Here is a 23,824-nt window from a genome sequence, read left to right as displayed (position 1 = left end):
TGGAATGCAACATTTCCTTTGCCCTTCGTATTTTTGTGGGGAGGATATTCATGAGTAATTTGGCTGATAAACGGAATCGCTTCGAGCTTTTGATGCAGCAGGCCGAGATTCCAGCCGATACCGTGCGTTCATTTTTTGCGGAAGGGTACATCGATCAAGTAGAAATAAGTCGGAAAAATCGCGACTGGACCTTTTATTTGGTGAAAAATGATTTGGTTCCTCATCACATTTACCGTACTTTTTGTAAAATGATTCAAGAAAAGTTTGCTCAAATAGCGAAGATTCGGTTTATTTGGAAGTTTCAAGAAGTGGACAAGGCTGCTCTCGTAGATGAATATTGGATTCTTTTCATGGAATGGCTTCAAAGGGAAGTCGCTTCTATTAATGGTTGGATGATGAAAGCGAAGTTCGAAGTACAGGGAGATACGCTCACTCTTATTATGCTCGATCAAATAGGACTTGAGCTGGCTAAGAAAAAAAATATCGATTATGTATATTCGTAATTTTTTTTCATAATTATTTTCAAACCGAGCTTTCCGTCAAATATGCAATTAGCGACTCTACAGAAATTGAAGCAGAGTATGAGAAGTTTGCTAAACAGCGGGAGCAAGGCGAGAAAACGATCACCCAAGAGATCATGATGTCTATTGATCAGGAAGAAGAAGATTCTTCATTGCCGGATACGGATCTTAAGCTAATGATTGGGTATGACATTAAAGAAGTGCCAACTCCGCTCAAAGATATCCAAGAAGAAGAGAAGAAAATTACCGTACAAGGCACCGTGTTCGGTTTAGAAGTAAAGGAACTGCGGAACGGAAGTACGTTATTTACGTTTAACTTAACAGACTTTACGGATTCTATGGCGATGAAGGTGTTTGGCAAAACGAAGGATGACGTAAAAATTCTCAGCCTTCTGGCTAATGGAACATGGATTCGCGCACGCGGTAAAGTGGAATATGATCGTTTTATGCAAATCCCTGAGCTGGTCATGATTCCGAACGATCTTAATGAAGTTATGGGGCCCAAAGATCGCATGGATGATGCGAAAGAGAAACGCGTGGAGTTTCACTTGCATACCAATATGAGTACGATGGACGCGCTCACCTCCGTTGATCAATATGTGAAGACGGCTGCGAAATGGGGACATAAAGCGATAGCCATTACCGATCACAGCAATATTCAGTGTTACCCGGATGCAGGGAAAGCGGCTAAAAAGCACGGCGTCAAAGTCATTTTTGGATTGGAAGCCAATGTGGTCAATGACTCCGTACCTATTGTGATGAATTCACGGGATATGGACTTGAAGCTTGGTACTTATGTGATTTTTGACGTAGAGACCACTGGATTATCGGTAACAAATAATAGAATTATAGAGCTTGCCGGTGTGAAAATGCAGGATGGGAAAGAAATTGGCCGTTTTGCTACATTTATTAACCCGCATACGAAAATACCTTACAATATTCAACAGCTTACGAATATTGATGATGATATGGTTAAAGACGCGCCTGATATCGAACAAGAGCTTCCCAAGTTTGTTGAGTTTATTGAGGATGCTGTGCTCGTGGCACACAACGCGCGATTTGACATGGGTTTTCTTCAAGCGAATTTGCGGCGCATGGGTTTGCCAGAAGTTACGAATTCGGTGCTAGATACACTGGAATTAGCCAGATTCCTTTTTCCGTCAATGAAAAACCATCGGCTTAATACCTTATCAGATAAGTTTAAAGTCAGTTTAGACAACCATCACCGTGCGATCGACGATTCCATCGCGCTGGGATATGTTTTGTATCACTTAATCAATGAAGCGAATGATCGACAAATTACGAATTTGGTGAAGTTGAACGATTATGTCGGGAAAGATTTGTCGAATCAACGTCCATTCCATTGCTGCATTTATGCGCAAAACGCTATCGGCAAGAAAAACCTGTTTAAGCTTATTTCCTTATCCCATACGACTTATTTACAACGAACAGCCAGTATTCCGAAAAGTGTTCTTGTGGAGTTGAGAGAAGGACTTCTGATTACCTCCGGCTGTGAAAAAGGCGAGTTTTTCGAGGCTGTTTTGAATAAATCATTAGAAGAAGCCGAGCAAGTAGCTGAATTCTATGATATTCTCGAAATCCAGCCTGTCAGCTATAATATGCATTTAGTAGAGAAAGGACTTGTAGGCAGTGAAGAGGATCTTGAAAATGCCGTTCGCCGTGTTTGTGAAATTGGCTATAAATCAGGAAAACCGGTCATTGCAACGGGGAATGTTCACTATCTACATCCAAGGGAAAAAGTATGCCGCGATATTACGATTAATGGCATTACAGGATTTAGTCCGCTTAAATCCATGAAAAAGCCGGATGCCCATTTCCGGACGACCAAAGAGATGCTGGAACAATTTAAGTTTCTGGGTGAAGAAAAAGCCTATGAGGTTGTTATTCGCAGCACGAATGATCTTGCTGACCGCTTTGAAGAAATTGAGCTGTTTCCTGATAAACTGTTTACTCCTATTATTGAGGGTGCGGATGAAGAGATTCGCAACACCTGCTATGAGACAGCAAAGAAAATGTATGGAGACGAATTGCCGGAAGTTATTATCGCACGTCTTGAAAAAGAACTCGTACCTATCATTAAGTTCGGTTTCTCTGCCAACTATTTGATTTCTGAGCGACTTGTTAAGAAGTCCAACGAAGATGGCTATCTGGTAGGTTCTCGGGGGTCCGTAGGCTCTTCGGTTGTAGCGATGATGCTTGGCATATCGGAAGTTAATCCGTTGCCGCCGCATTATTTATGTGCCTCTTGTCAACATAGCGAATGGTTTTTGGATGGCAGCGTGCCCAGCGGCTTTGATCTTCCTAACAAAGTATGCCCGAATTGCGGTGGCAACTTGAAAGGGGACGGTCACGATATTCCTTTCGAAACGTTTCTTGGGTTCAAAGGAGATAAGGTTCCCGATATCGATTTGAACTTCTCGGGTGAATATCAGCCTGTAGCGCATAATTATACCAAAGTACTATTCGGTGAAAAAAGTGTGTTCCGTGCAGGGACCATCGGTACAGTAGCCGAGAAGACGGCATTTGGCTATGTGAAAAAGTATGAGGAAGAGCAGGGACAGAAGTGGCGCGGCGCGGAAATCAATCGATTGGCTTCAGGTTGTACCGGAGTCAAACGAAGTACAGGACAGCATCCTGGGGGTATCGTCGTTGTTCCTGATTATATGGAAGTCGATGATATCACACCTGTGCAATTTCCAGCGGATGATAAAAATTCCGAATGGATGACAACTCACTTCGATTATCATGCTTTCGATGCGAATTTACTTAAGCTTGATATTCTGGGTCACGACGATCCGACAATGATGAGAATGCTGCAGGATTTAACGGGAATTGATCCTACAACGATCCCGATGAATGATGCCAAAGCCATGAGTATATTCAATTCGACAGATGCCCTTAATGTCAGACCGGATCAAATCCGCTCTCCGGTTGCTACTTATGGCGTACCTGAGATGGGAACTAAGTTCGTAAGGCAGATGCTGCAGGAAACACAACCAAGCTCTTTTGCAGATTTACTCCAAATTTCTGGTTTGTCTCATGGAACAGGTGTTTGGCTCGGGAATGCACAAGAGCTGATTAAAAAAGGGATTTGTAATATCAAAACCGTAATCGGCTGTCGGGATGATATCATGCTTTATTTGATTTATAAAGCCGGTATGGATGCAGGTCTGGCCTTTAAAATTACGGAAAGTGTGCGTAAAGGTAAAGGACTGACCGATGAATGGAAAGATGAAATGAAACGCTGCAACGTACCTGCTTGGTATATTGAATCATGCGAACGCATCGAGTACATGTTTCCTAAAGCGCATGCCGCGGCTTATGTTATCTCAGCTGTGCGTACAGCTTACTTTAAGGTGTATCATCCGATTGCTTACTATGCGACTTACTTTAGCGTGCGTGCAGCTGATTTTGATCTCGAATTGCTTTGTCAAGGGTATGATGCCATTCTTAAGCGTCTGATCGAAATTGAAGATAAGGGCTTTCAAGCACTGCCTAAAGAAAAAGCGATGGTTTCCATTTTGGAAATGTCACTAGAGATGACTTCTCGCGGCTTCAGTTTCAAGCCTATTGATATTTATCGATCTGATGCAACAAAGTTTGTGATTGATGGGACTGCGCTCATTCCTCCTTTTGCTGCGATGTCCGGGATTGGCGAGAGTGCAGCTAAAAATATCGCTGCTGCCAAAGAAGAAGGCGATTTTTTATCCGTCGAAGATTTCCAAAATCGTTCCAAAGCGTCGAAGACTGTTATTGAGCTGCTTTCTTCTATGGGCTGCTTCCGAGGGATGCCGGAATCGAATCAACTGTCTTTATTCTAAGTTTTCAACGTTAATTTCTTTGTTAATAGTTAGGCTGTCAAGTGAAAATGATTAACAAGTTTGCTATTGTAATGCAAAGAATGGTTATGGTATAATTTTTATTGGCAATAATGAGGATATCATCTTGTGATTAAAGAGTGGGGAAACCCACTCTTTACATTTTGATATAGGACTTTTTCGTTGTGAATCAAGGGAAAGTCAATTTAGGAGGGTACATTTATCTGTGGCTACACAAGCGCAAATCAAATCCGTCATTGAGGACATGCTGAAAGATTTCATTGAACAAAATGGATTTGAACTCGTGGATATTGAATATGTCAAAGAAGGCAGCAATTGGTTCCTTCGCGTCTATGCAGACAAAGAAGGCGGAATTGATATAGATGATTGCAGCCGCATCAGTGAGTACTTAAGTACGCAACTGGATGAAAAAGATCCTATTGTTGAAGCTTATTTCTTGGAAGTTTCTTCCCCTGGCGCAGAGCGTCCGCTTAAGAAACCACAGGATTATCACAAGGCTGTGAATAGTCATGTATTTGTTACCACCTACGAGCCAATCGATGGTTCTAAGGAATTTGAAGGTTTGCTGCTTTCTTTTGATGACGAAGAGCTCGTTATTGAAATTGGCAAAAAGAACAAAACCATTCCGATCACTAAAGTGGCAAGTGCTCGACTAGCCATTGTTTTTTAGTCATCGTTATCTATTGAAAGGGGGGACTCGGTTCAAATGAACACGGATTTTATCGATGCACTGTCAGAGATTGAACGCGAGAAAGGTATCTCTAAGGAGCTGCTGATCGACGCAATTGAGGCAGCGATGATTTCAAGTTATAAACGCAATTTCAACACCGCACAAAATGTGCGAGTCGATATCAATCGTCATACTGGTCTCATTAAGGTATATGCTCGTAAAGCTGTAACTGAGGACGTATTGGATCCAAGATTGGAAATTTCACTGCATGCTTCCCGTGAAATTAACCCGAATTACCAATTGGATGATATCGTTGAAATTGAAGTAACACCGCGTGATTTCGGCCGCATTGCTGCTCAAACAGCGAAGCAAGTCGTGACACAACGTATTCGTGAAGCCGAGCGTGGTTTGATTTATAACGCTTTTATCGACAAAGAAGAGGATATTGTAACCGGTATTCTTCAGCGTCAAGATCAGCGTAATATTTATGTGGATTTGGGTAAAGTCGAGGCCGTACTTCCTTTGACTGAACTAATGCCTACCGATAAATTCAAGCAGGGTGACCGGATTAAAGCGTATATTACGAAGGTTGAGAATACGACAAAGGGACCACAAATTATTTTATCCAGAACGCACCCAGGGCTGTTAAAGCGGCTTTTCGAACTGGAAGTTCCTGAAATATTTGATGGCGTTGTCGAGATTCGCTCTGTTGCGCGTGAGGCTGGTTTCCGTTCCAAGATCGCTGTTCATTCACGCAATGCTGAAGTAGATCCGGTAGGCTCCTGTGTAGGACCTAAAGGTTTGCGCGTTCAGACGATTGTTAGCGAGCTTCGCGGCGAGAAAATAGACATTGTGCGTTGGATGGAAAGCGTAGAGGAATATGTGGCGAATGCCCTTAGTCCATCTAAAGTGCTTGAAGTGCAAATTCATGAAAACGAGAAGATGGCACGCGTCATCGTACCGGATTATCAGCTTTCTCTCGCTATCGGTATCAAAGGTCAAAATGCTCGTTTAGCTGCCAAGTTAACTGGGTGGAAAATTGACATTAAAAGTGAGACGCAAGCGGAACAAGAATATGGCAGAGTGAAAACTTACGCGGAAGAAATGCACCAGGATTCTGTCAGTATCGATTAAGTTTTTGTTTGGAGCAAGGGGTGATCGGAATGAAGCAGAGAAAAATCCCTCTGAGAAAATGCGTGGCCTGCCAGGAAATGATGCCGAAGAGGGAATTGATCCGCATCGTCAAAACGCCTGAGGATGACATTCTCATTGATCTCAAAGGGAAGAAATCCGGGCGCGGTGCCTACCTGTGCGGTAAGGTTTCTTGTTTTAAATTGGCCAAAAAGAGCAAAGCCCTTGACCGGGCGCTTAAACATGCCGTAGGCGCAGACATCTACGACCAACTGGAACAAGATTTCATTCGTGTAGAAGATGAGTTCCTCTCTTCCAAAGAGGAGGAATCCGAAGATGAATCCTAAATTTTTATCCCAATTAGGGTTGGCGATGCGGGCTGGTAAGCTTGTTACCGGTGACGAAGGCGTGTTTAAAGCGATTCGCTCTGGGGAAGCCAAACTTGTCATTATGGCGGAGGATGCTTCGGCCAATACGCGTAAGAAATTTCAAGATAAGTGTCAGTTTTATGGGGTAAGACTCATGGAAATAGGCACGAAGTATGAATTGGGTCGCAGCATTGGAAAAGAGATGCGTGTCACCATAGGTGTATTGGACGGAGGCTTCGCGCAGATGCTGCAGAAGAGTCAAGTAAATCCTGCGGAGGTGGAACATATTGACCAATAAACAAGATAATAAAGATAAAACCCGTGTTTACGAATACGCCAAACAACTCAATATGAGCAGCAAAGAGATTATTACAATTCTCAAGAGATTAAACATACCTGTCAACAATCATATGAGTGTGATGGAAAATGACGCGGTAAGCAGTGTAGAAAAGTTTTTTCGTGATATTAAAGCCAATGCGGCTGCCAAACGAGCAGCTACGGACGGAGGAAATGTGAGTTCATCTACGACGAATCAGAAACCTGCTTCGCAGGCTCCAGCACAAGAGAATAAAGGTGCTGCAACATCGGCTACTACGCCTGTTGCCTCAGAACAATCAACCAGCACAACCCAATCAGGTGTTGTGTCACAACAGTCCGACGCAACAACAACGCAAGGGCAAGCTCCTAAGCGTGCAGATGATCAATATGTAGCAAGTCGCCCTGCTCAGCCACAACGTGATCAAAGACCAAGTGGTCAAGGGCAAAGCGGACAACGTCCAAGCAGCCAAGGATCAAGCCAAGGCGGACAACGTACGGGTTATCAAGGTCAAGGTGGACAACGTCCAGCGGGCCAAGGATCAAGCCAAGGTCAAGGACAACGCCCGGGTTATCAAGGTCAAGGCGGACAACGTCCAAGTAGTCAAGGAACAAGTCAAGGTCAAGGACAACGCTCAGGCGACAGACCTCCTTTCCGCTCCAATGACCAGCGTCCAGGCAGCTCAAGTGGCGGTACAGGCTATAATAGCCAGCGCCCAGGCAGCCAGGGTTCAGGTCAAGGCAGCGGCAATCGTCCTAGCAGCAATTATGCAGGCTCACGTCCAAATACGGGCAGCGGGGGTCAAGGGGCTGGTAACGGTCAAAGCGCGAACAGCGGCCGTCCACAAGGTGCAGGTCCTAGTCGCAATGCAGGCCCGGGTCGTCCGACCAAGCCGTTTGATAACCGAAACAACAATCAAAGCGGAAGACCCGTCGTTCAAGAAGCAAAACCACAATTCCATGTTGGAGCAACGGCAGCAGAATTGGACGATGCTGCAGCTAAAGCAGGTGTAATTACAACCAAGAAATCCAAACCTACACCTAAACGTTTCGATGATAATCGTTCTGGCGGTAACCGTGGTCCTGGTGGGCAAAACAGAGGCAACCAACGCGGAAACAACAGAGGCAGATACCAGCAAGATACAGTTAAGAAAGAAAAAGTGGATAATACACCTAAGAAAATTATTGTGCGTGGCACAATGACTGTTGGTGAAACGGCAAAGCTGCTTCATAAAGATGCTTCTGAGGTTATCAAAAAACTATTATTCTTAGGAACAATGGCCACAATTAATCAAGAGCTTGATCTTGAAGCTATCCAATTGATTGCTTCTGAGTTTGGCGTCGAAGTCGAAATCAAGATTAAAGTGGAAGAAGATAACTTCGAGACTTTTGAAGAGATCGATGACGAAGCTGATCTATTGGAACGTCCACCGGTTGTAACCATTATGGGTCACGTCGATCATGGTAAAACTACTTTGCTGGATGCGATTCGTAAAACGAGTGTTACCGAAGGCGAAGCTGGCGGGATCACACAACATATTGGTGCTTATCAAGTTGAAGTTAACCATAAGAAAATTACGTTCCTGGATACTCCTGGTCACGAAGCGTTCACAACTATGCGTGCCCGCGGTGCTCAAGTAACGGATATTACGATTATCGTTGTTGCAGCAGATGACGGTGTTATGCCACAAACAGTCGAAGCTATTAACCATGCCAAGCTGCCGGTGTTCCCATCATTGTTGCCGTAAATAAGATTGATAAAGAAGGCGCAAATCCAGATCAAATTAAACAAGCCTTAACGGCTTATGAATTAGTTCCGGAAGAGTGGGGCGGCGATACGATTTTCTGCGAAATTTCCGCAAAACAACGTATTGGACTTGAGAATCTCTTAGAGATGATCTTGCTTGTAGCTGAAGTACAAGAGTACAAAGCTAACCCGAACAAACGTGCAAGAGCAACCGTTATTGAAGCTGAGCTTGATAAAGGCAGAGGTCCAGTTGCCCGTATCTTGATTCAACACGGTACTTTGAAAGTTGGCGACAGTTTCGTAGCCGGTGTGTGTTTTGGCCGTGTCAGATCGATGGTCAACGACAAAGGGAAGCGTCTGAAAGAAGCTGGTCCTTCAACACCAATCGAAATTACAGGTTTAACTGAGGTTCCACAAGCCGGAGATCCATTCCTTGCTTATGAAGATGAGCGCAAAGCAAGAGACATTGCTGATCGTCGTTCGATCGCATTGCGCCAATCCGAGATGGGAGCTAACACTCGCGTAACCTTGGATGATCTCTTTAAACATATCAAAGATGGCGAAGTCAAAGATTTGAATGTAATCATTAAAGGTGACGTTCAAGGCTCTGTTGAAGCATTGAAAAGTTCACTTGAAAAGATCGAAGTCGAAGGCGTGCGCGTCAAAATACTTCATAACGGTGTAGGTACGATTACCGAGTCCGATATCATTTTGGCATCTGCTTCCAATGCGATTATTATTGGATTTAACGTTCGACCTGAATCTGCCGCTAAAGCGACAGCAGATCAAGAAAAAGTGGACATCAGACTCCATAACATCATTTACAACGTAATTGAAGAGATTGAACAAGCGATGAAAGGCATGTTGGATCCAATCTTCAAAGAAACGGTACTGGGTCAAGCGGAAGTACGTAATGTCTTTAAAATTACAGGCTCCGGTACGATCGCGGGTTGTATGATTATTTCGGGTAAAATTGCTCGTAATGCACAAACGCGTTTGATCCGTAGCGGCATCGTTGTTCATGAAGGTAAAATTGATTCCTTGAAACGATTTAAGGATGATCAAAAAGAAGTGGCACAAGGCTATGAATGTGGTATATCTCTGGAGCGTTATCATGATATTAAAGAAGGAGACATTATTGAGGCCTTCATCATGGAATCCGTTGAGAGGTGATAACAAATGGCTAGAGTTCGTGTAGGTCGAGTTGGCGAGCAAATTAAGAAAGAATTAAGCCAAATCGTTCAGTCTGAGTTGAAAGATCCGCGAGTTGGATTCTTAACAGTTACAGGCGTGGAAGTGACGAACGATTTATCCTTGGCACGTGTTTTTCTAAGTGTTTTGGGAACGGATGAACAGAAAGCGGCGACACTTAAAGCCCTTTCTGTAGGTACGGGTTTTATTCGATCTGAACTGGGTAAACGAATTCGTTTACGTAAAGTTCCTGAACTGCAATTCAAGTTTGATGCTTCCATTGATTATGGAAGCCACATTGATAACTTGCTGCATAAGCTTAATCAGGAAGGAAACACAAACGTATGAGCAGTGGAATGAGCCATGCCCGCGAGTACAGTCAGCAGCTGGAAACAGCTGCTAAGTTTATCGAGCAGCATGATGATTTCCTGGTGGTGTCTCACATCCAACCGGATGGAGATGCCGCCAGTTCTACGTATGCAACGGGTTGGATTCTAAAACAGCTCGGGAAGTCGTACACCATGATTAATGAGGGCTCTATGCCCTCAAAGTTTTCTTATTTACCAGAAAGCGATCAGGTTATCGATTTTAATAAAGAGTCTTCGAATAGACGTTATCAAACTATAATAAGTGTGGATTGTGCTGATTTTTCCAGAATGGGCAAGATCAGCACTCTTTTTGACGACCAAATAGCGTTGCTCAATATAGATCACCATCCAACGAATGATAGATTTGGTTCATGTCATTTGATTAAGCCGGATGCTGCTGCTACGGTCCAAATTTTGTATGATCTGGCTATCCATCTAAAATTAACGCCAAGTTTGGCTTTTGGAAATTGCATTTATACAGGATTGCTTACGGATACGGGTGGCTTTCGGTATTCAAACACTTCGCCTGAAGTGTTGCAGATGGGCGCAACGCTGCTGGCACTAGGTGTTCAAGGGGCTGAAATTGCCGAGCAAGTACTGGAGAGGGTTACATATTCGCAAATTGTACTCCTTCAAAGGGCTTTATCCACGCTTTCCTTTGCTTCAAATCGCAAAATAGCTTGGCTTGCCGTTTCTTTGGCGGATCTCGATCAGACGGGTGCTTCAAGCGATGATTTGGATGGATTGGTCAATTATCCACGCAATGTCGAAGGCGTTGAAGTGGGTATGCTATTCAAAGAGAAAGCATCTGGCGTTATTAAAGTAAGTCTTCGTTCGTCAGGAGGCGTCGATGTGGCTGCCATTGCTCAGTCTTTGGGCGGCGGCGGACATGTTCGCGCAGCTGGATGTACTTTAAAGGGAACGCTGGAAGACGCAATAGTCAGAATGGTTGAGGAAGTAGGGAAAGAACTGATATGACGCTAGAAGGCATATTGCCTGTTTGGAAACCGGAAGGCTTTACCTCTCACGATGTTGTAGCCAAAGTAAGAGGCATTTTAGGAATCAAACGAATTGGACATACGGGAACGCTTGACCCTCAAGTAACAGGGGTTCTACCTTTATGCATTGGTCGCGCAACCCGAATGGTTGAATACATTCAAGAGCTTCCTAAACAATATGAAGCCGTACTTCGTATTGGTCTTTCTACAGATACGGAAGATATGACTGGAAAAGTTTTGGAAGAAGTTGATCAAGTCGTTCTCGACGAAAAACGTGTGATGGATGTTCTGCTGTCTTTCGTTGGTGAAATTGAACAGGTGCCACCTATGTTTTCTGCCGTTAAAGTAGATGGGAAGCGGCTCTATGAATTAGCCAGAGAGGGTAAAGAAGTGGAGCGGAAGTCGCGTAAAGTGACGATACACGACATGGAAATTATGCATCTCGATCTGGAGCAGCAGCATCCTGAAATTCAATTTCGTGTTACCTGCTCGAAGGGGACCTATATAAGGACCTTATGTGTAGATATCGGTAAGGCGCTTGGCTATCCCGCGGTAATGAAAAGTTTGATACGAACTTCAACAGGCAGTCTTCGTCAGGAGCAGTGCTTGTCCTTTGATCAGATCAAGCATTATAATTCCCAGGGTTCGCTGCAAGAGCATATGATCCCAATGGATCAGGCGATTGCCCACATACCTTCCATTACACTTAATGAAATGGAATCAGTGCATGTGGTGCAAGGTAAGAGAATAGCTATGTCTGCGGATCGGATTCATGCGGATTCCTCACAAACAATATTCCGTGCCTATGCGCCGGATGATCGTTTTCTTGGTCTCTTTGAATGGAAAAGTGCAAGCCAAATCCTGGTCCCAGCCAAAGTCTTTCTTTAAATTTAACTCTATGGGATGGGTTGAAATGGGTAGGTGAATTGAACTTATATGAAAATAATACCGATATCATATCCCATTGATTTGGATGCATCGAACCTATTTGTGGGAGAACAAGTAGTGGCGATTGGTGATTTTGACGGTGTGCACAGAGGTCATCAGGAAGTAATCGGGCGCGCTCTGCGTACGGCCAAGAATCTTGGTTTACCATCGGCCATAATGACCTTTCATCCTCACCCGAGAGCTGTAATGGGTCAAGATAAATATATCGAGCTATTGACGCCGATGGATAAAAAGATGGAGCTTTTCGCTTCTCTCGGTGTGAGCCACGTGTATATCGTCACATTTGACGCTTCTTTAATGCGGTTATCTCCGGAGCAGTTCGTTGATCAGGTTCTTCATCTTCTTGGTGTGAACAGCGTCATTTGCGGATTTGATTTTACGTTTGGTTTTCAAGGTAAAGGTACACCGGATTCGCTCTGTGAGCTGAGTCACGGCAAATTTTCTGTAGAAGTGGTGAGACCCTTTCATATGGATGGTGAAAAAGTGAGCAGTACTTTCATTCGTGAAGCCTTACAACAGGGGAATATTGACACAGTGACGCAATTGTTAGGCCGCCCTTACAGTGTGAGCGGTATAGTGATCGATGGAGAGAAGCGTGGACGCACAATCGGCTTTCCAACAGCAAATCTTCAATTAGTCGATGACTATGTAGTTCCGACTAATGGCGTTTATGCGATAAGAGCGCAAGTTAATGGCGAAAGCTACAATGGGGTTATGAATATCGGCGTTAAGCCGACTTTCACAACCGGCGAGTTGAAACCATCCTATGAAGCTCATTTATTTGATTTCTCTGAACAAATTTATGGAGAGCGCATGACCGTTGAATTTATTTCGTTTCTTCGCAAAGAGCGTAAATTTACTTCAATTGATGAACTTGTTGCTCAAATTAAGCTAGACGTCAACAAGGCAAAAGAAATACTGTAGGAAGCAGATGCAAACAAGCATTTACTTCTACTAGACGAATGTGATATACTGAATAACGTTGCCAAATGGAAGTATTCATTCTAGGCATGAACCTTAGCTTGGACTCACGCTATCACCGGCGTTTTCTAGGCTGTGGGGATACTAACGAATTTAGGAGGTGAACAAGGATGGCATTAACTCAAGAGCGTAAAACGCAATTGATCCAAACTCACAAAGTACATGATACCGATACTGGTTCTCCAGAGGTACAGGTAGCTATCCTTACGGAAAACATTGTCAACCTGACAAATCATCTGCGGACTCACAAGAAAGATCATCACTCCCGCCGTGGTTTGCTCAAAATGGTTGGACAACGCCGTAAGCTGCTAGCATATGTGAAGAACAAAGATGTGAGCCGTTACAGTGCTTTGATTGAAAAGCTTGGCTTGCGTCGATAAAACCGACAATGAGAAGCAACCTGTTGCTCCTTTGCTGGGCTTGATAAGAGCTGGGTGGAGAGTGGTCAACAAGGTTGCTTTTTCTTGTATTTTAAATAGGTAAAAAGAAGGAAATACTAGACATAACGCAGAATTAGAGGATTACTCCATCTATAGGCAGCATTTGGATACATACGCAGCATGATAAGATGAGGGCAAATGGACTTTCCTCACTGTGAATGTTTATCACACACATATGAAATGAAATTAAAGTTTCTTAGGAGGATTTTATGGAGAAAAGGGTACAAATGGAGCTTGGCGGCAAACCGTTTATTCTTGAAACGGGCAGACTTGCCAAACAAGCTAATGCGGCTGTTACCGTACGTTATGGGGATACGGTCGTACTTAGTACAGTTACCGCATCAAGCGGACCGAAAGATTTAGATTTCTTCCCGTTAACCGTTAATTACGAAGAAAGATTGTATTCCGTTGGTAAAATTCCCGGAGGTTTCATTAAACGGGAAGGACGTCCCAGTGAAAAGGCCATTCTATCCAGCCGTTTAACAGACCGTCCGATTCGTCCGTTGTTTCCGGAAGGCTTCCGTAACGATGTCCAAATCGTTTCGATCGTAATGAGCGTGGATCAAGAGTGTCCGCCGGAAATCGCGGCTATGATTGGTACTTCCGCAGCTTTGGCGATTTCTGATGTCCCTTTCAACGGTCCAGTTGGCGGCGTCATCGTTGGACGTGTGGATGGTCAATTCGTCATTAATCCGACGGGTGAAATCGCTGAGAAAAGTGATATTCATTTGACTGTTGCCGGTACGAAAGACGCAATTATGATGGTAGAAGCTGGCGCCAATGAGGTTTCCGAGGAAGTTGTACTCGAAGCCATTATGTTCGGACATGATGAAATCCGTAAGATTGTTGCCGTTATCGAAGAGCTTGTTGGACAAGCCGGCAAACCGAAAATGGAAGTTAAGCTTCACACCGTCGATGCAGAAGTTAATCAAGCTGTTCGTGATTTCGCACAAGCAAGACTGGTTGATGCTATTAAAATTCCAGAAAAACATGCTCGTCAAGAAGCAATCGATGTTGTTAATGCAGAGGCTGTGGAACATTTTACAGCTGTTTATGCAGAAACACCTGGTTTGCTTGGTGATGTGAAAGAAACTTTATATGATATCGTCAAAGAAGAAGTTCGTCGCTTGATCACACACGATAAAGTGAGACCTGATGGACGGAAACCGGAAGAAATTCGCGCGATTGATTGTGATATTGATTTGTTGCCGCGTACACATGGCTCAGGTTTGTTCACACGTGGTCAAACACAAGCATTAAGCATTTGTACACTAGGCGCACTAGGTGATGTTCAGATCCTCGATGGGTTGGATTTGACGGAAACGAAACGTTTCATGCATCATTACAATTTCCCTCCATTTTCAGTAGGTGAAGCAAGACCTCTACGTCCACCGGGTCGACGTGAAATTGGACATGGCGCATTAGGTGAAAGAGCTTTAGAACCAATCATTCCTAATGAAGTAGATTTCCCTTACACAATTCGTTTGGTTTCCGAAGTGTTGGAATCCAATGGCTCCACTTCCCAAGCAAGTATTTGCGCAAGTACACTTGCTCTTATGGACGCAGGGGTACCGATTAAAGCTCCAGTAGCCGGGATAGCAATGGGTTTGATCAAAGACGGAGATCATTTCTCTATCCTATCTGATATTCAAGGGATGGAAGATCACCTTGGAGATATGGACTTTAAAGTTGCCGGTACGGCAGCAGGTATAACTGCCCTGCAAATGGACATCAAAATTGACGGAATTGATCGTAGCATTTTACAACAATCGTTGCAGCAAGCAAAAGAAGGCCGTCTGCATATTTTGGGGAAAATGTTATCACGTATTGATACGCCTAAACAAACGTTGTCTAAATATGCACCGAAAATTCTTACGATGCAAATTAACCCGGATAAAATTCGCGATGTGATTGGCGCAGGCGGTAAAATCATCAATAAAATTATTGAAGAAACCGGCGTGAAAATTGATATCGAGCAAGATGGCCGTGTTTTCATTGCTTCTTCTAATCAAGAGATGAATGAAAAAGCGCGTTCGATCATTGAAGGTATCGTTCGTGAGGTTATCGTAGGTGAAACCTACCTGGGTACTGTTAAACGTGTTGAAAAATTCGGAGCCTTTGTTGAAATTTTACCTGGCAAAGAAGGCTTGGTGCACATTTCCCAAATTTCCACAGAGCGTGTAGCAAAAGTGGAAGATGTCGTGAATATCGGCGATCAAATCACAGTAAAAGTAACGGAGATCGACCAACAAGGTAGAGTTAATCTTTCCCGTAAAGCAACATTGACTTCACAAGTCCCGGCCCAATCTTAAGCCGAGTGACTTGTGAGCGTATTTTGAATATGTTCGGATAAAGAGTCAGATCTATCTGTCTCTTTTTTGTTTTTCTACCAACGAAAACATGGCTCGTTCTACTCTTGTCCATTTCTGCATAAGATCAGGAAATAAGGATAAGGGGGACATGCGTATGTTCAACAAAAAATGGCTGCTTTTCGGAAGTTTTTTTGCTATGGTTATACTTACGTTGGATGCAATCCCTAGCATAGGGACTTATATAAATATGGTCAAATTGGGGTATTATGCTAATACGGCAATGAGCAGTTGGGAAGAGGAAGAAGCTCTTCCAGCATCAGCAGCTGTAAACACTCGCGCGGAAGTAACTAAACAGAATCGGACTAATTTGCTAGAACTCATTCAGGCTGAAGCTTCTAAACGTAAGATTGCACCTATCAATGCAAAGGTGGATCCAGTCTGGAAGGCAATCCCTGGGTATAATGGTTTAGAGGTGGATGTTGATGAGACGTTAAGGTTAGCGGAACATCATTTGACACCTGGCAAGATTACCTTTGTGATGAAAGAAGTAAAACCAAGTATTCAATTGGATGATCTGGGTCCGAATCCTATCTATAAAGGGAATCCTATGAAGCCAATGGTTTCCTTTATGATCAATGTGGCTTGGGGAAATGAATATTTGCCCAGTATATTAGAAACACTCCGGAAAGAAAATGTGCATGCTACTTTTTTCTTTGATGGTTCATGGTTGAAGAAAAATATTGAAATGGCCAAGAAGATCCAAGACGAAGGCCACGAGTTGTCCAACCATGCGTATTCACATAAAGACATGAGAACAATAAATCGTGGTAAAGCGGTAGAAGAAATTTCTAAAACGGAAGACTTATTGAAACAACAATTAGGTGTCACTAACACATTATTTGCGCCACCTTCGGGCTATTTTAATCAAGAAACGATACAAGTAGCTGCTGAGCACAAATTGAAGACAGTCTTATGGACATTCGATACCATCGATTGGAAAAATCCAGGGGCAGGACGTATCCTTCAGCGCCTTTCTACAAGCGTAGAACCAGGTTCCCTTATCCTAATGCATCCTACATCCTCTTCGAGTGAAGCGTTAAACGGGATGATTCGTATGATTAAGAATAAAGGTCTTACAATCGGTACAGTAACGGAGTTGCTTTCTTCCGACCGTGTTTCAGATCCTCATTCGTTCGTAAATTAATGCGGGAAAACATACAAAGTTGAGTAGAGGACACATTTTTGTTAGACTAAGTAAGTATAATTGGGGAATAGGATTTTAGGTGCTATATTTCGAGGAGGAACCTTGGTGATCAAATACCGCTTACATAATGGCTTGAGAGTCGTCATGGAACAAATTCCTACTTTTCGTTCGGTGACGTTCGGGATTTGGGTAAAAACAGGCTCACGCAATGAATCACAGGAAAATAACGGCATTTCGCATTTTATTGAACATATGCTGTTCAAAGGTACCGAACGGCATTCGGCCAAAGATATCGCAGAAATATTCGATGGCATCGGAGGGAATGTGAACGCCTTCACTTCGAAGGAATATACCTGTTATTATGCAAAAGTACTCGATGAACATTTACCGCTTGCGATGGATGTTCTTTCGGACATGTTTTTTCAATCAACTTTTGATGAGCATGAGTTGGAGAAAGAAAAAAATGTGATTTATGAAGAGATATCCATGTATGAAGATACGCCGGATGATCTGGTTCATGATTTGTTGGCCAAAGCCTCATATGGATCTCATCCTTTAGGTTACACGATATTAGGCACTCAGGAAAATTTGGACAAAATGAAGTCCGATGATCTGCGAACGTACATGAAACAGCATTACAATATCGAGAATACAGTCCTTAGTATCGCCGGTAACATCGATGACAGTGTGCGTGAATTAATTGAGAAGCATTTCGGACAATTTGCTCAAACGGGCGTAGAAACGAGTTACGATGCTCCGGACTTCCTAGGTGATCTTATTTTCCATGCAAAGAAAACGGAACAAAATCATATTTGTCTTTCTTTACCCGGGCTTTCCCTGCAAGAAGACAATTTGTACCCGATGGTCTTACTGAACAATGCCATTGGTGGCGGGATGAGTTCGAGACTGTTTCAGGAAATTCGGGAGAAACGTGGTCTTGCCTATTCGGTTTACTCCTATCACTCTTCTCACATCGACAGTGGTATGTTTACCATTTATACGGGAACAGCCCCTAAACAGACGGAAGAAGTGCTTAAAGTAACTTTGGAGCTATTAAATGATATTTCTGCCAAAGGTTTGACGGATTCCGAACTGAAAAAAGGCAAAGAGCAGCTAAAGGGCAGTTTAATTCTTAGTCTTGAGAGTACAAGCAGCCGAATGAATCGTTTTGGGAAAAATGAATTGATGACAGGCAAGCATTACAGTCTTGATGAGATGATAGAACGCATTGAAAGCGTACAAATGGAACATATTCGGGAGCTGACGAAAACGTTGTTCTCTACGCCGTTTGCACTCTCGATGGTTGGTAATTCGGATGATGTCATTACAAGTTTTAGGAGGGATCAACTTGTCACTTCTACCCTATGATGTACAGCTAAAAAGGGTATCCGGGCAAGAAGATATTCTTCTTCCACAGAAAATGTCTGCCGCTGCCAGCGGATTCGATCTTCATGCTGCGGTCAGTGAGCCGATCGTACTGAACCCGGGAGAGCGTCAGCTTATCCCTACGGGCTTCGCGCTCAGTATGCCGCCCGAGCTTGAAGCGCAAATTCGTCCGCGGAGCGGGCTAGCTTATAAACATGGGATTACAACGCTGAATTCGCCAGGTACGATCGATGCGGATTACCGCGGCGAAGTGAAAGTGTTGTTGATTAACCATGGGCAAGAACCGTTTACCATTCAGCGAAATGAACGCATCGCCCAAATGGTATTTCAACTCGTACCACAGATTCAGCTCACTGAAGTTGACGAATTGACTGAGACGGTGCGCGGTGCCGGAGGTTTTGGTCACACAGTCGATAATTGGCTTCTGTCTTAGGTAAATAACCCAGAACTCCTTCTTTGGAAGGAGTTCTTTTTTGATTCCTAGGAACTGTATGTCAAGAAGTCACCCATCCTTAGGCGTACGCATACTATAACGTATCGAAACGGACCGAGAAAGGGGTGTAAGCGAGAATGCTTACTGGGATTTCGGTTGCTTTCATGGGTGGAGACGCCCGGCAACTTGAAGTAATTCAGAAATTTACCGAACTTGATGCAACAGTGACGTTGATCGGCTTTGACAATCTCGGCAGGCAGTTTAGCGGAGTTACGAATGCTAAAATGGACCCAGCCTTGCTGCAATCCATTGATGTACTTATATTACCAGCCGTAGGTACGGATGATTCAGGACAAGTGGAATCTATCTTTTCCAGCGAAGAGTTGAAACTGACGGATGATCATATCAGTTCGCTGCCCAAGCATGCCAAAGTGTATACAGGAATGGCGAAGAACTACCTGAAAAAGCTTTGCTCTGCACATGGGATAGAGGTTGTGGAATTGTTTGACCGGGATGATGTAGCCATTTACAATTCCATCCCTACAGCTGAAGGAGCGCTAATGATGGCGATCCAGAACACGGATATCACGATCCACGGCTCCGTATGTATGGTTCTCGGATTTGGTCGTACAGGTTTTACAATGGCCAAAACACTGCAAGGATTAGGTGCAACCGTTAAGATTGGCGTAAGGAAGCCGGAGCATTATGCGCGGGCGTGGGAGATGGGTTTTCTGCCTTTTTATACGAAGGACTTGTACCCGGAAGTGGGGAATATTGACTTGCTTTTTAACACAATTCCGACTATGATAGTCACAGCGCAAGTTATTACCAATATCCCACATCGCGCGCTCATCATCGATTTGGCCTCTAAACCCGGTGGAACGGACTTCCGATTTGCCGAGAAAAGAGGCATTAAAGCGATGCTGGCGCCTGGTTTACCTGGCATCGTCGCACCTAAAACAGCTGGTCGCATCATGGCTAACATTTTGAGTCAGCTGATTGAGGAAGACTTCAAAGACAGGAGCGTTGTGGAATGAATTGGCAAGGGAAAACGGTCGGTTATGCATTAACTGGCTCTCACTGCACGTTGGAAGAAGTCATGCCTCAAATTAAGAGATTTGTAGAGGCGGGTGCACGCGTTATTCCGATTGTGTCGAACACAATCTTAACGACAGACACACGTTTTGGCAAGTCGGCAGATTGGCAGCAGCAGTTGAAAGATATTACGGGCAATGAGATTATATCTACGATTGTTGATGCGGAACCATTAGGTCCATCCAAACTGCTTGATGTGATGGTTATTGCACCATGTACAGGTAACACGACTAGCAAGCTAGCAAATGCATTGACGGAAAGTCCGGTACTAATGGCGGCAAAAGCTCAAATGAGAAATCTTCGCCCACTAGTTTTGGCTATTTCGACCAATGATGGACTTGGACTCAATGCGATGAATATCGCCAAGCTTTTAATAACCAAAAATATTTATTTTGTGCCTTATGGTCAGGATGCACCCGGAGCAAAACCAAATTCGTTGGTTGCTCGGATGGACTTGATTATGGAGGCCTGCGAAGCTGCACTTGAAGGTAAGCAGTTGCAGCCGATGATTATTGAGAGATTTCAATACTAATTCATATACACATCTTGAAGGGGAGAGGACAGCACATGGTCGCACCAGAAACTTTTTAATGTTGCAGTTGTAGGCGCCACCGGCGCAGTTGGAGAACAAATTATTCGTCTACTAGAAGAACGGAATTTCCCCATCAAGGAACTGAAATTACTTTCCTCCGCTCGCTCTGCGGGCGTTAAGTTGGTATTCAAAGGTCAAGAAGTAACGGTTCAAGAAGCTACACCTGAGAGCTTTGAGGGCGTCGATATTGCTTTATTTAGCGCTGGCGGAGATGTCACTAAAGCTCTCGCCCCGCATGCGGTTAAAGCGGGCACAATTTGTATTGATAACACCAGTGCTTATCGTATGGACCCAGAAACGCCACTTGTTGTACCAGAAGTTAATGTTGAGAAAATTAATGAACATAAAGGCATCATTGCTAACCCTAATTGCTCGACCATTCAAATGGTTGCTGCGCTTAAACCATTGTATGACCGTTATGGCATTTCCCGAATCATCGTTTCAACGTATCAAGCTGTATCTGGTGCTGGCGCCAAAGCGATCAATGAAATGTTGAGACAGTCCAAAGAAGTACTGGACGGTAACGATGTAAAACCAGACATTTTGCCTGTCGGTTCCTTGCCTGTTAAACACCAAATTGCTTTCAATGCGATTCCGCAGATTGATAAATTTCTTGATAATGGGTTTACGAATGAAGAAATGAAAATGATTCTAGAAACCAAAAAAATCATGGGTGATGAATCCCTCGAAGTCACGGCGACTTGTGTACGTATTCCTGTCGTTTACGGGCATTCGGAGTCGGTTTATGTCGAGTTAAAAGAAGACTTCGATGTTGAAGAAGTGAAATCTTTGCTTGCTCATGCACCAGGGATTGTTCTTCTTGATAACCCGGAAGAGCAGTTGTACCCTCTTGCCACTGATGCTGCTGGTAAGCTTGAAACATTCGTAGGTCGTGTTCGTCGCGATTTGAGTAATCCTAAAGCGTTAAATATGTGGATTGTTTCTGATAATCTGTTAAAAGGCGCTGCTTGGAATGCTGTTCAAATTGCTGAATATATTGCTATAGAACAATAAAATCAGCATGGCTGCGAAGTCAACAGTGTAATTGAATATGGGGGAAACACATGCGAATCCTTGTACAGAAATTTGGAGGTACTTCGCTTTCCACCGCTCACGCCAGAGAACATGTCATTGGTCATATTCAAGATGCACTAGCGAATGTCTATAAATTAGTTGTTGTTGTATCCGCGATGGGAAGAAAAGGCGAACCCTACGCAACTGACACGCTCCTTGACCTCGTTCGTAAGAACGGGGAGGGGTTGTCCGCGAGGGAGCTTGATATGCTGATGGGCTGCGGAGAATTAATTTCTGCTGTACATCTAAGCAGTTTGTTGCAAGCAAGAGGGATGCGTTCTACCGTATTAACAGGTGGGCAAGCTGGCTTGCTTACGAACGATGTATTTGGTAACGCACAGATTATAGCCATGCAACCAAGTCGAATTATTGAGTTGTTAGAGCAAGATCAGATTGTTATTGTAACTGGTTTTCAAGGCAAGACGAGCCAGGGAGAATTAACGACACTTGGACGTGGTGGCAGCGATACATCCGCTACTGCTCTAGGTGCAGCACTTAAGGCTGAAATGGTGGATATCTTCACCGATGTAAACGGGATATTAACAGCAGATCCTCGTATTGTAGAGGATGCGAAGCCACTAGTTCATGTAAGCTTTGCAGAAATTTGCAATATGGCGCATAATGGCGCCAAGGTTATTCATCCACGTGCCGTTGAAGTTGCGATGCAAGCAAATATACCGATTCGTGTACGATCAACTTTTTCCAAAGAAGAAGGGACGCTGGTTACGGCTTCCGATGCGATCCAATACGAGATTAATCCTGTCAAAGATCGTTTCGTAACAGGAATCGCTCATTTTGCTAACATAACGCAAATTCAAGTCGCTGCGGTTGAAGGGCATTTTGACCTTCAACTTCGTGTATTCAAGACGATGGCGCAGCATCAAATAAGTGTTGATTTCATCAATGTCAACCCTTCTGGGGTTTGTTATACAGTTTTCGATTATGAAGCAGAGCGAGCAGTTAAACTGCTAAAAAGCCAGGGCTATGAGCCTAGGGCTTTGAGTGGTTGTGCGAAGGTGTCTGTCATCGGAGGCGGTATGAATGGTGTCCCAGGCATCATGGCGCACATTGTTGAAGCCTTGACCGATGAAGATATTGGTATTCTTCAGTCAGCGGATTCTAATACAACCATTTGGGTACTGGTTCAAGGGAATGACATGATTAAAGCAGTTAGAGCGCTCCATCATAAGTTTAATCTATATAAATAAAGGATTCAGGAGGTGTATACGTTGGATTTCGGAAGAGTTATTACAGCTATGGTCACGCCATTTGACGAGCAATTGCAAGTGAATTGGGACCAAGTAGAACCATTGATCAACTATTTGATCGATGAGCAGCAGTCGGATAGTCTCGTTATTTGTGGGACGACGGGAGAGTCGCCAACTTTAACAGATGAAGAGAAACTGAAGCTCATCGAATTATCCATTCGTTATGCCCGTGGACGCTGCAAGATTATTGCAGGAACCGGCAGTAATGACACCGCGCATACGATTCATTTTTCCCAAGCGGTTGAAAAGCTTGCGTCGATGCTTTACTCATCGTAGCGCCATATTACAACCGTCCTTCACAAGAAGGACTGTACCAGCATTATAAAGCAGTTGCTGAAGCTGTACAGGTCGGCATCATGCTTTACAATGTGCCTGGACGCACGGGTGTAAATTTGGATGCAGAGACGACGATTCGTCTTTCCTATATTTCGAATATTATAGCGACCAAAGATTGTGCCAATACCGATCAATTGACTCGTATACTTACGGATGCTGCACCTGGTTTCGTCGTGTATAGCGGCGATGACAGCAGTGCGTTGCCTGCTTTAGCTGTAGGTTGTTATGGAATTGTAAGCGTTGCAAGTCATGTGATTGGAAAAGAAATGCAATCTATGATAAAGTATTATTTAGAAGGCAATATTCAGCAAGCAGCGGAACTGCATCGTAAGCTACATCCTGTGTTTACCGGTATTTTCCGTGTACCGAGTCCTGCTCCAATTAAGCACGCTTTGGGACTGAAAGGTATTCAAACAGGTGGCGTAAGGCTTCCGTTAGTTCACGTATCCGAGCAAGAAGGACAATTCATCCAATCACTTTTTGAATGATAACGCCTAATGAATCGGTGCTTCCGGCATCGGTTTTCTTTTTTTGGGAAAACTAAAGCTAACATGTATCGACTTGTATTTGCTGTTTTTCTTCATGT

General features: G+C 43.8%; 16 protein-coding genes and 4 pseudogenes. All 20 read left to right on the top strand.

Translation table 11 applies throughout. The features are described 5' to 3' along the window. Window positions 1-50 precede the first annotated feature (50 nt). Window positions 51-4,363, top strand: a pseudogene (locus FU659_RS15570) (PolC-type DNA polymerase III). Window positions 4,364-4,586: 223 nt separating this feature from the next. Continuing rightward, a complete protein-coding gene (gene rimP, locus FU659_RS15565) occupies window positions 4,587-5,051 on the top strand; it encodes a ribosome maturation factor RimP (protein ID WP_261807842.1) in 465 nt (154 codons plus the stop codon). A gap of 36 nt (window positions 5,052-5,087) precedes the next feature. Continuing rightward, entirely contained in the window at window positions 5,088-6,185 is a 1,098-nt protein-coding gene (gene nusA, locus FU659_RS15560) for a transcription termination factor NusA (protein WP_147948425.1), read from the top strand. A 29-nt stretch (window positions 6,186-6,214) separates the two neighbouring features. Continuing rightward, complete coding sequence (gene rnpM / locus FU659_RS15555; RefSeq protein ID WP_147948424.1) at window positions 6,215-6,529, top strand: RNase P modulator RnpM; 315 nt, start codon at window positions 6,215-6,217, stop codon at window positions 6,527-6,529. Beyond that, window positions 6,519-6,848: a L7Ae/L30e/S12e/Gadd45 family ribosomal protein gene (locus FU659_RS15550; RefSeq protein ID WP_261807841.1), complete on the top strand. Its 330-nt coding sequence runs from the start codon at window positions 6,519-6,521 to the stop codon at window positions 6,846-6,848. Before rnpM ends, FU659_RS15550 begins: the two co-directional genes overlap by 11 nt. After that, window positions 6,838-9,785 (top strand): annotated as a pseudogene (gene infB, locus FU659_RS38315) (translation initiation factor IF-2). The gene FU659_RS15550 and the pseudogene infB overlap by 11 nt, the downstream one beginning before the upstream one ends. A gap of 6 nt (window positions 9,786-9,791) precedes the next feature. Beyond that, on the top strand, window positions 9,792-10,151 hold the full coding sequence (gene rbfA, locus FU659_RS15540) for a 30S ribosome-binding factor RbfA (RefSeq protein WP_147948422.1): 360 nt from the start codon (window positions 9,792-9,794) through the stop codon (window positions 10,149-10,151). After that, window positions 10,148-11,149, top strand: coding sequence for a DHH family phosphoesterase (locus tag FU659_RS15535; RefSeq protein WP_261807840.1), 1,002 nt, complete (start codon window positions 10,148-10,150; stop codon window positions 11,147-11,149). The genes rbfA and FU659_RS15535 overlap by 4 nt, the downstream gene beginning before the upstream one ends. Then, window positions 11,146-12,057, top strand: coding sequence for a tRNA pseudouridine(55) synthase TruB (gene truB, locus FU659_RS15530; protein WP_147948421.1), 912 nt, complete (start codon window positions 11,146-11,148; stop codon window positions 12,055-12,057). Before FU659_RS15535 ends, truB begins: the two co-directional genes overlap by 4 nt. A gap of 48 nt (window positions 12,058-12,105) precedes the next feature. Further along, complete coding sequence (locus tag FU659_RS15525) at window positions 12,106-13,041, top strand: bifunctional riboflavin kinase/FAD synthetase (RefSeq protein WP_147948420.1); 936 nt, start codon at window positions 12,106-12,108, stop codon at window positions 13,039-13,041. A 167-nt stretch (window positions 13,042-13,208) separates the two neighbouring features. Then, window positions 13,209-13,478, top strand: a complete 270-nt coding sequence (gene rpsO / locus FU659_RS15520) for a 30S ribosomal protein S15 (RefSeq protein ID WP_029195252.1) — start codon at window positions 13,209-13,211, stop codon at window positions 13,476-13,478. 269 nt (window positions 13,479-13,747) lie between these two features. Beyond that, on the top strand, window positions 13,748-15,850 hold the full coding sequence (gene pnp / locus FU659_RS15515) for a polyribonucleotide nucleotidyltransferase (RefSeq protein WP_147948419.1): 2,103 nt from the start codon (window positions 13,748-13,750) through the stop codon (window positions 15,848-15,850). Window positions 15,851-16,004: 154 nt separating this feature from the next. Further along, entirely contained in the window at window positions 16,005-17,054 is a 1,050-nt protein-coding gene (locus FU659_RS15510) for a polysaccharide deacetylase family protein (RefSeq protein WP_261807839.1), read from the top strand. 105 nt (window positions 17,055-17,159) lie between these two features. Continuing rightward, entirely contained in the window at window positions 17,160-18,422 is a 1,263-nt protein-coding gene (locus tag FU659_RS15505; protein ID WP_147948418.1) for a M16 family metallopeptidase, read from the top strand. Continuing rightward, window positions 18,403-18,873 carry a dUTP diphosphatase gene (gene dut, locus FU659_RS15500; RefSeq protein WP_261807838.1) on the top strand — a complete coding sequence of 157 codons (471 nt, stop codon included), beginning with the start codon at window positions 18,403-18,405 and terminating at the stop codon, window positions 18,871-18,873. The genes FU659_RS15505 and dut overlap by 20 nt, the downstream gene beginning before the upstream one ends. A 137-nt stretch (window positions 18,874-19,010) precedes the next feature. After that, a complete protein-coding gene (gene dpsA / locus FU659_RS15495; RefSeq protein ID WP_147948417.1) occupies window positions 19,011-19,910 on the top strand; it encodes a dipicolinate synthase subunit DpsA in 900 nt (299 codons plus the stop codon). Further along, window positions 19,907-20,500: a dipicolinate synthase subunit B gene (locus FU659_RS15490; protein ID WP_147948416.1), complete on the top strand. Its 594-nt coding sequence runs from the start codon at window positions 19,907-19,909 to the stop codon at window positions 20,498-20,500. Before dpsA ends, FU659_RS15490 begins: the two co-directional genes overlap by 4 nt. Before the next feature lie 39 nt (window positions 20,501-20,539). Beyond that, window positions 20,540-21,574, top strand: a pseudogene (locus FU659_RS15485) (aspartate-semialdehyde dehydrogenase); the annotation flags it as partial. A 50-nt stretch (window positions 21,575-21,624) separates the two neighbouring features. Further along, complete coding sequence (dapG, locus tag FU659_RS15480) at window positions 21,625-22,842, top strand: aspartate kinase (RefSeq protein ID WP_147948415.1); 1,218 nt, start codon at window positions 21,625-21,627, stop codon at window positions 22,840-22,842. A 21-nt stretch (window positions 22,843-22,863) separates the two neighbouring features. Continuing rightward, window positions 22,864-23,726, top strand: a pseudogene (dapA, locus tag FU659_RS15475) (4-hydroxy-tetrahydrodipicolinate synthase). Window positions 23,727-23,824 lie beyond the last annotated feature (98 nt).

Origin of the sequence: Paenibacillus sp. N3.4 (assembly GCF_008017805.1) — a bacterium.
Classification (GTDB): domain Bacteria; phylum Bacillota; class Bacilli; order Paenibacillales; family NBRC-103111; genus Paenibacillus_E.
Note: the sequence above shows the minus strand (reverse complement) of the source record. Positions and strands in the feature narration are given on the sequence as shown.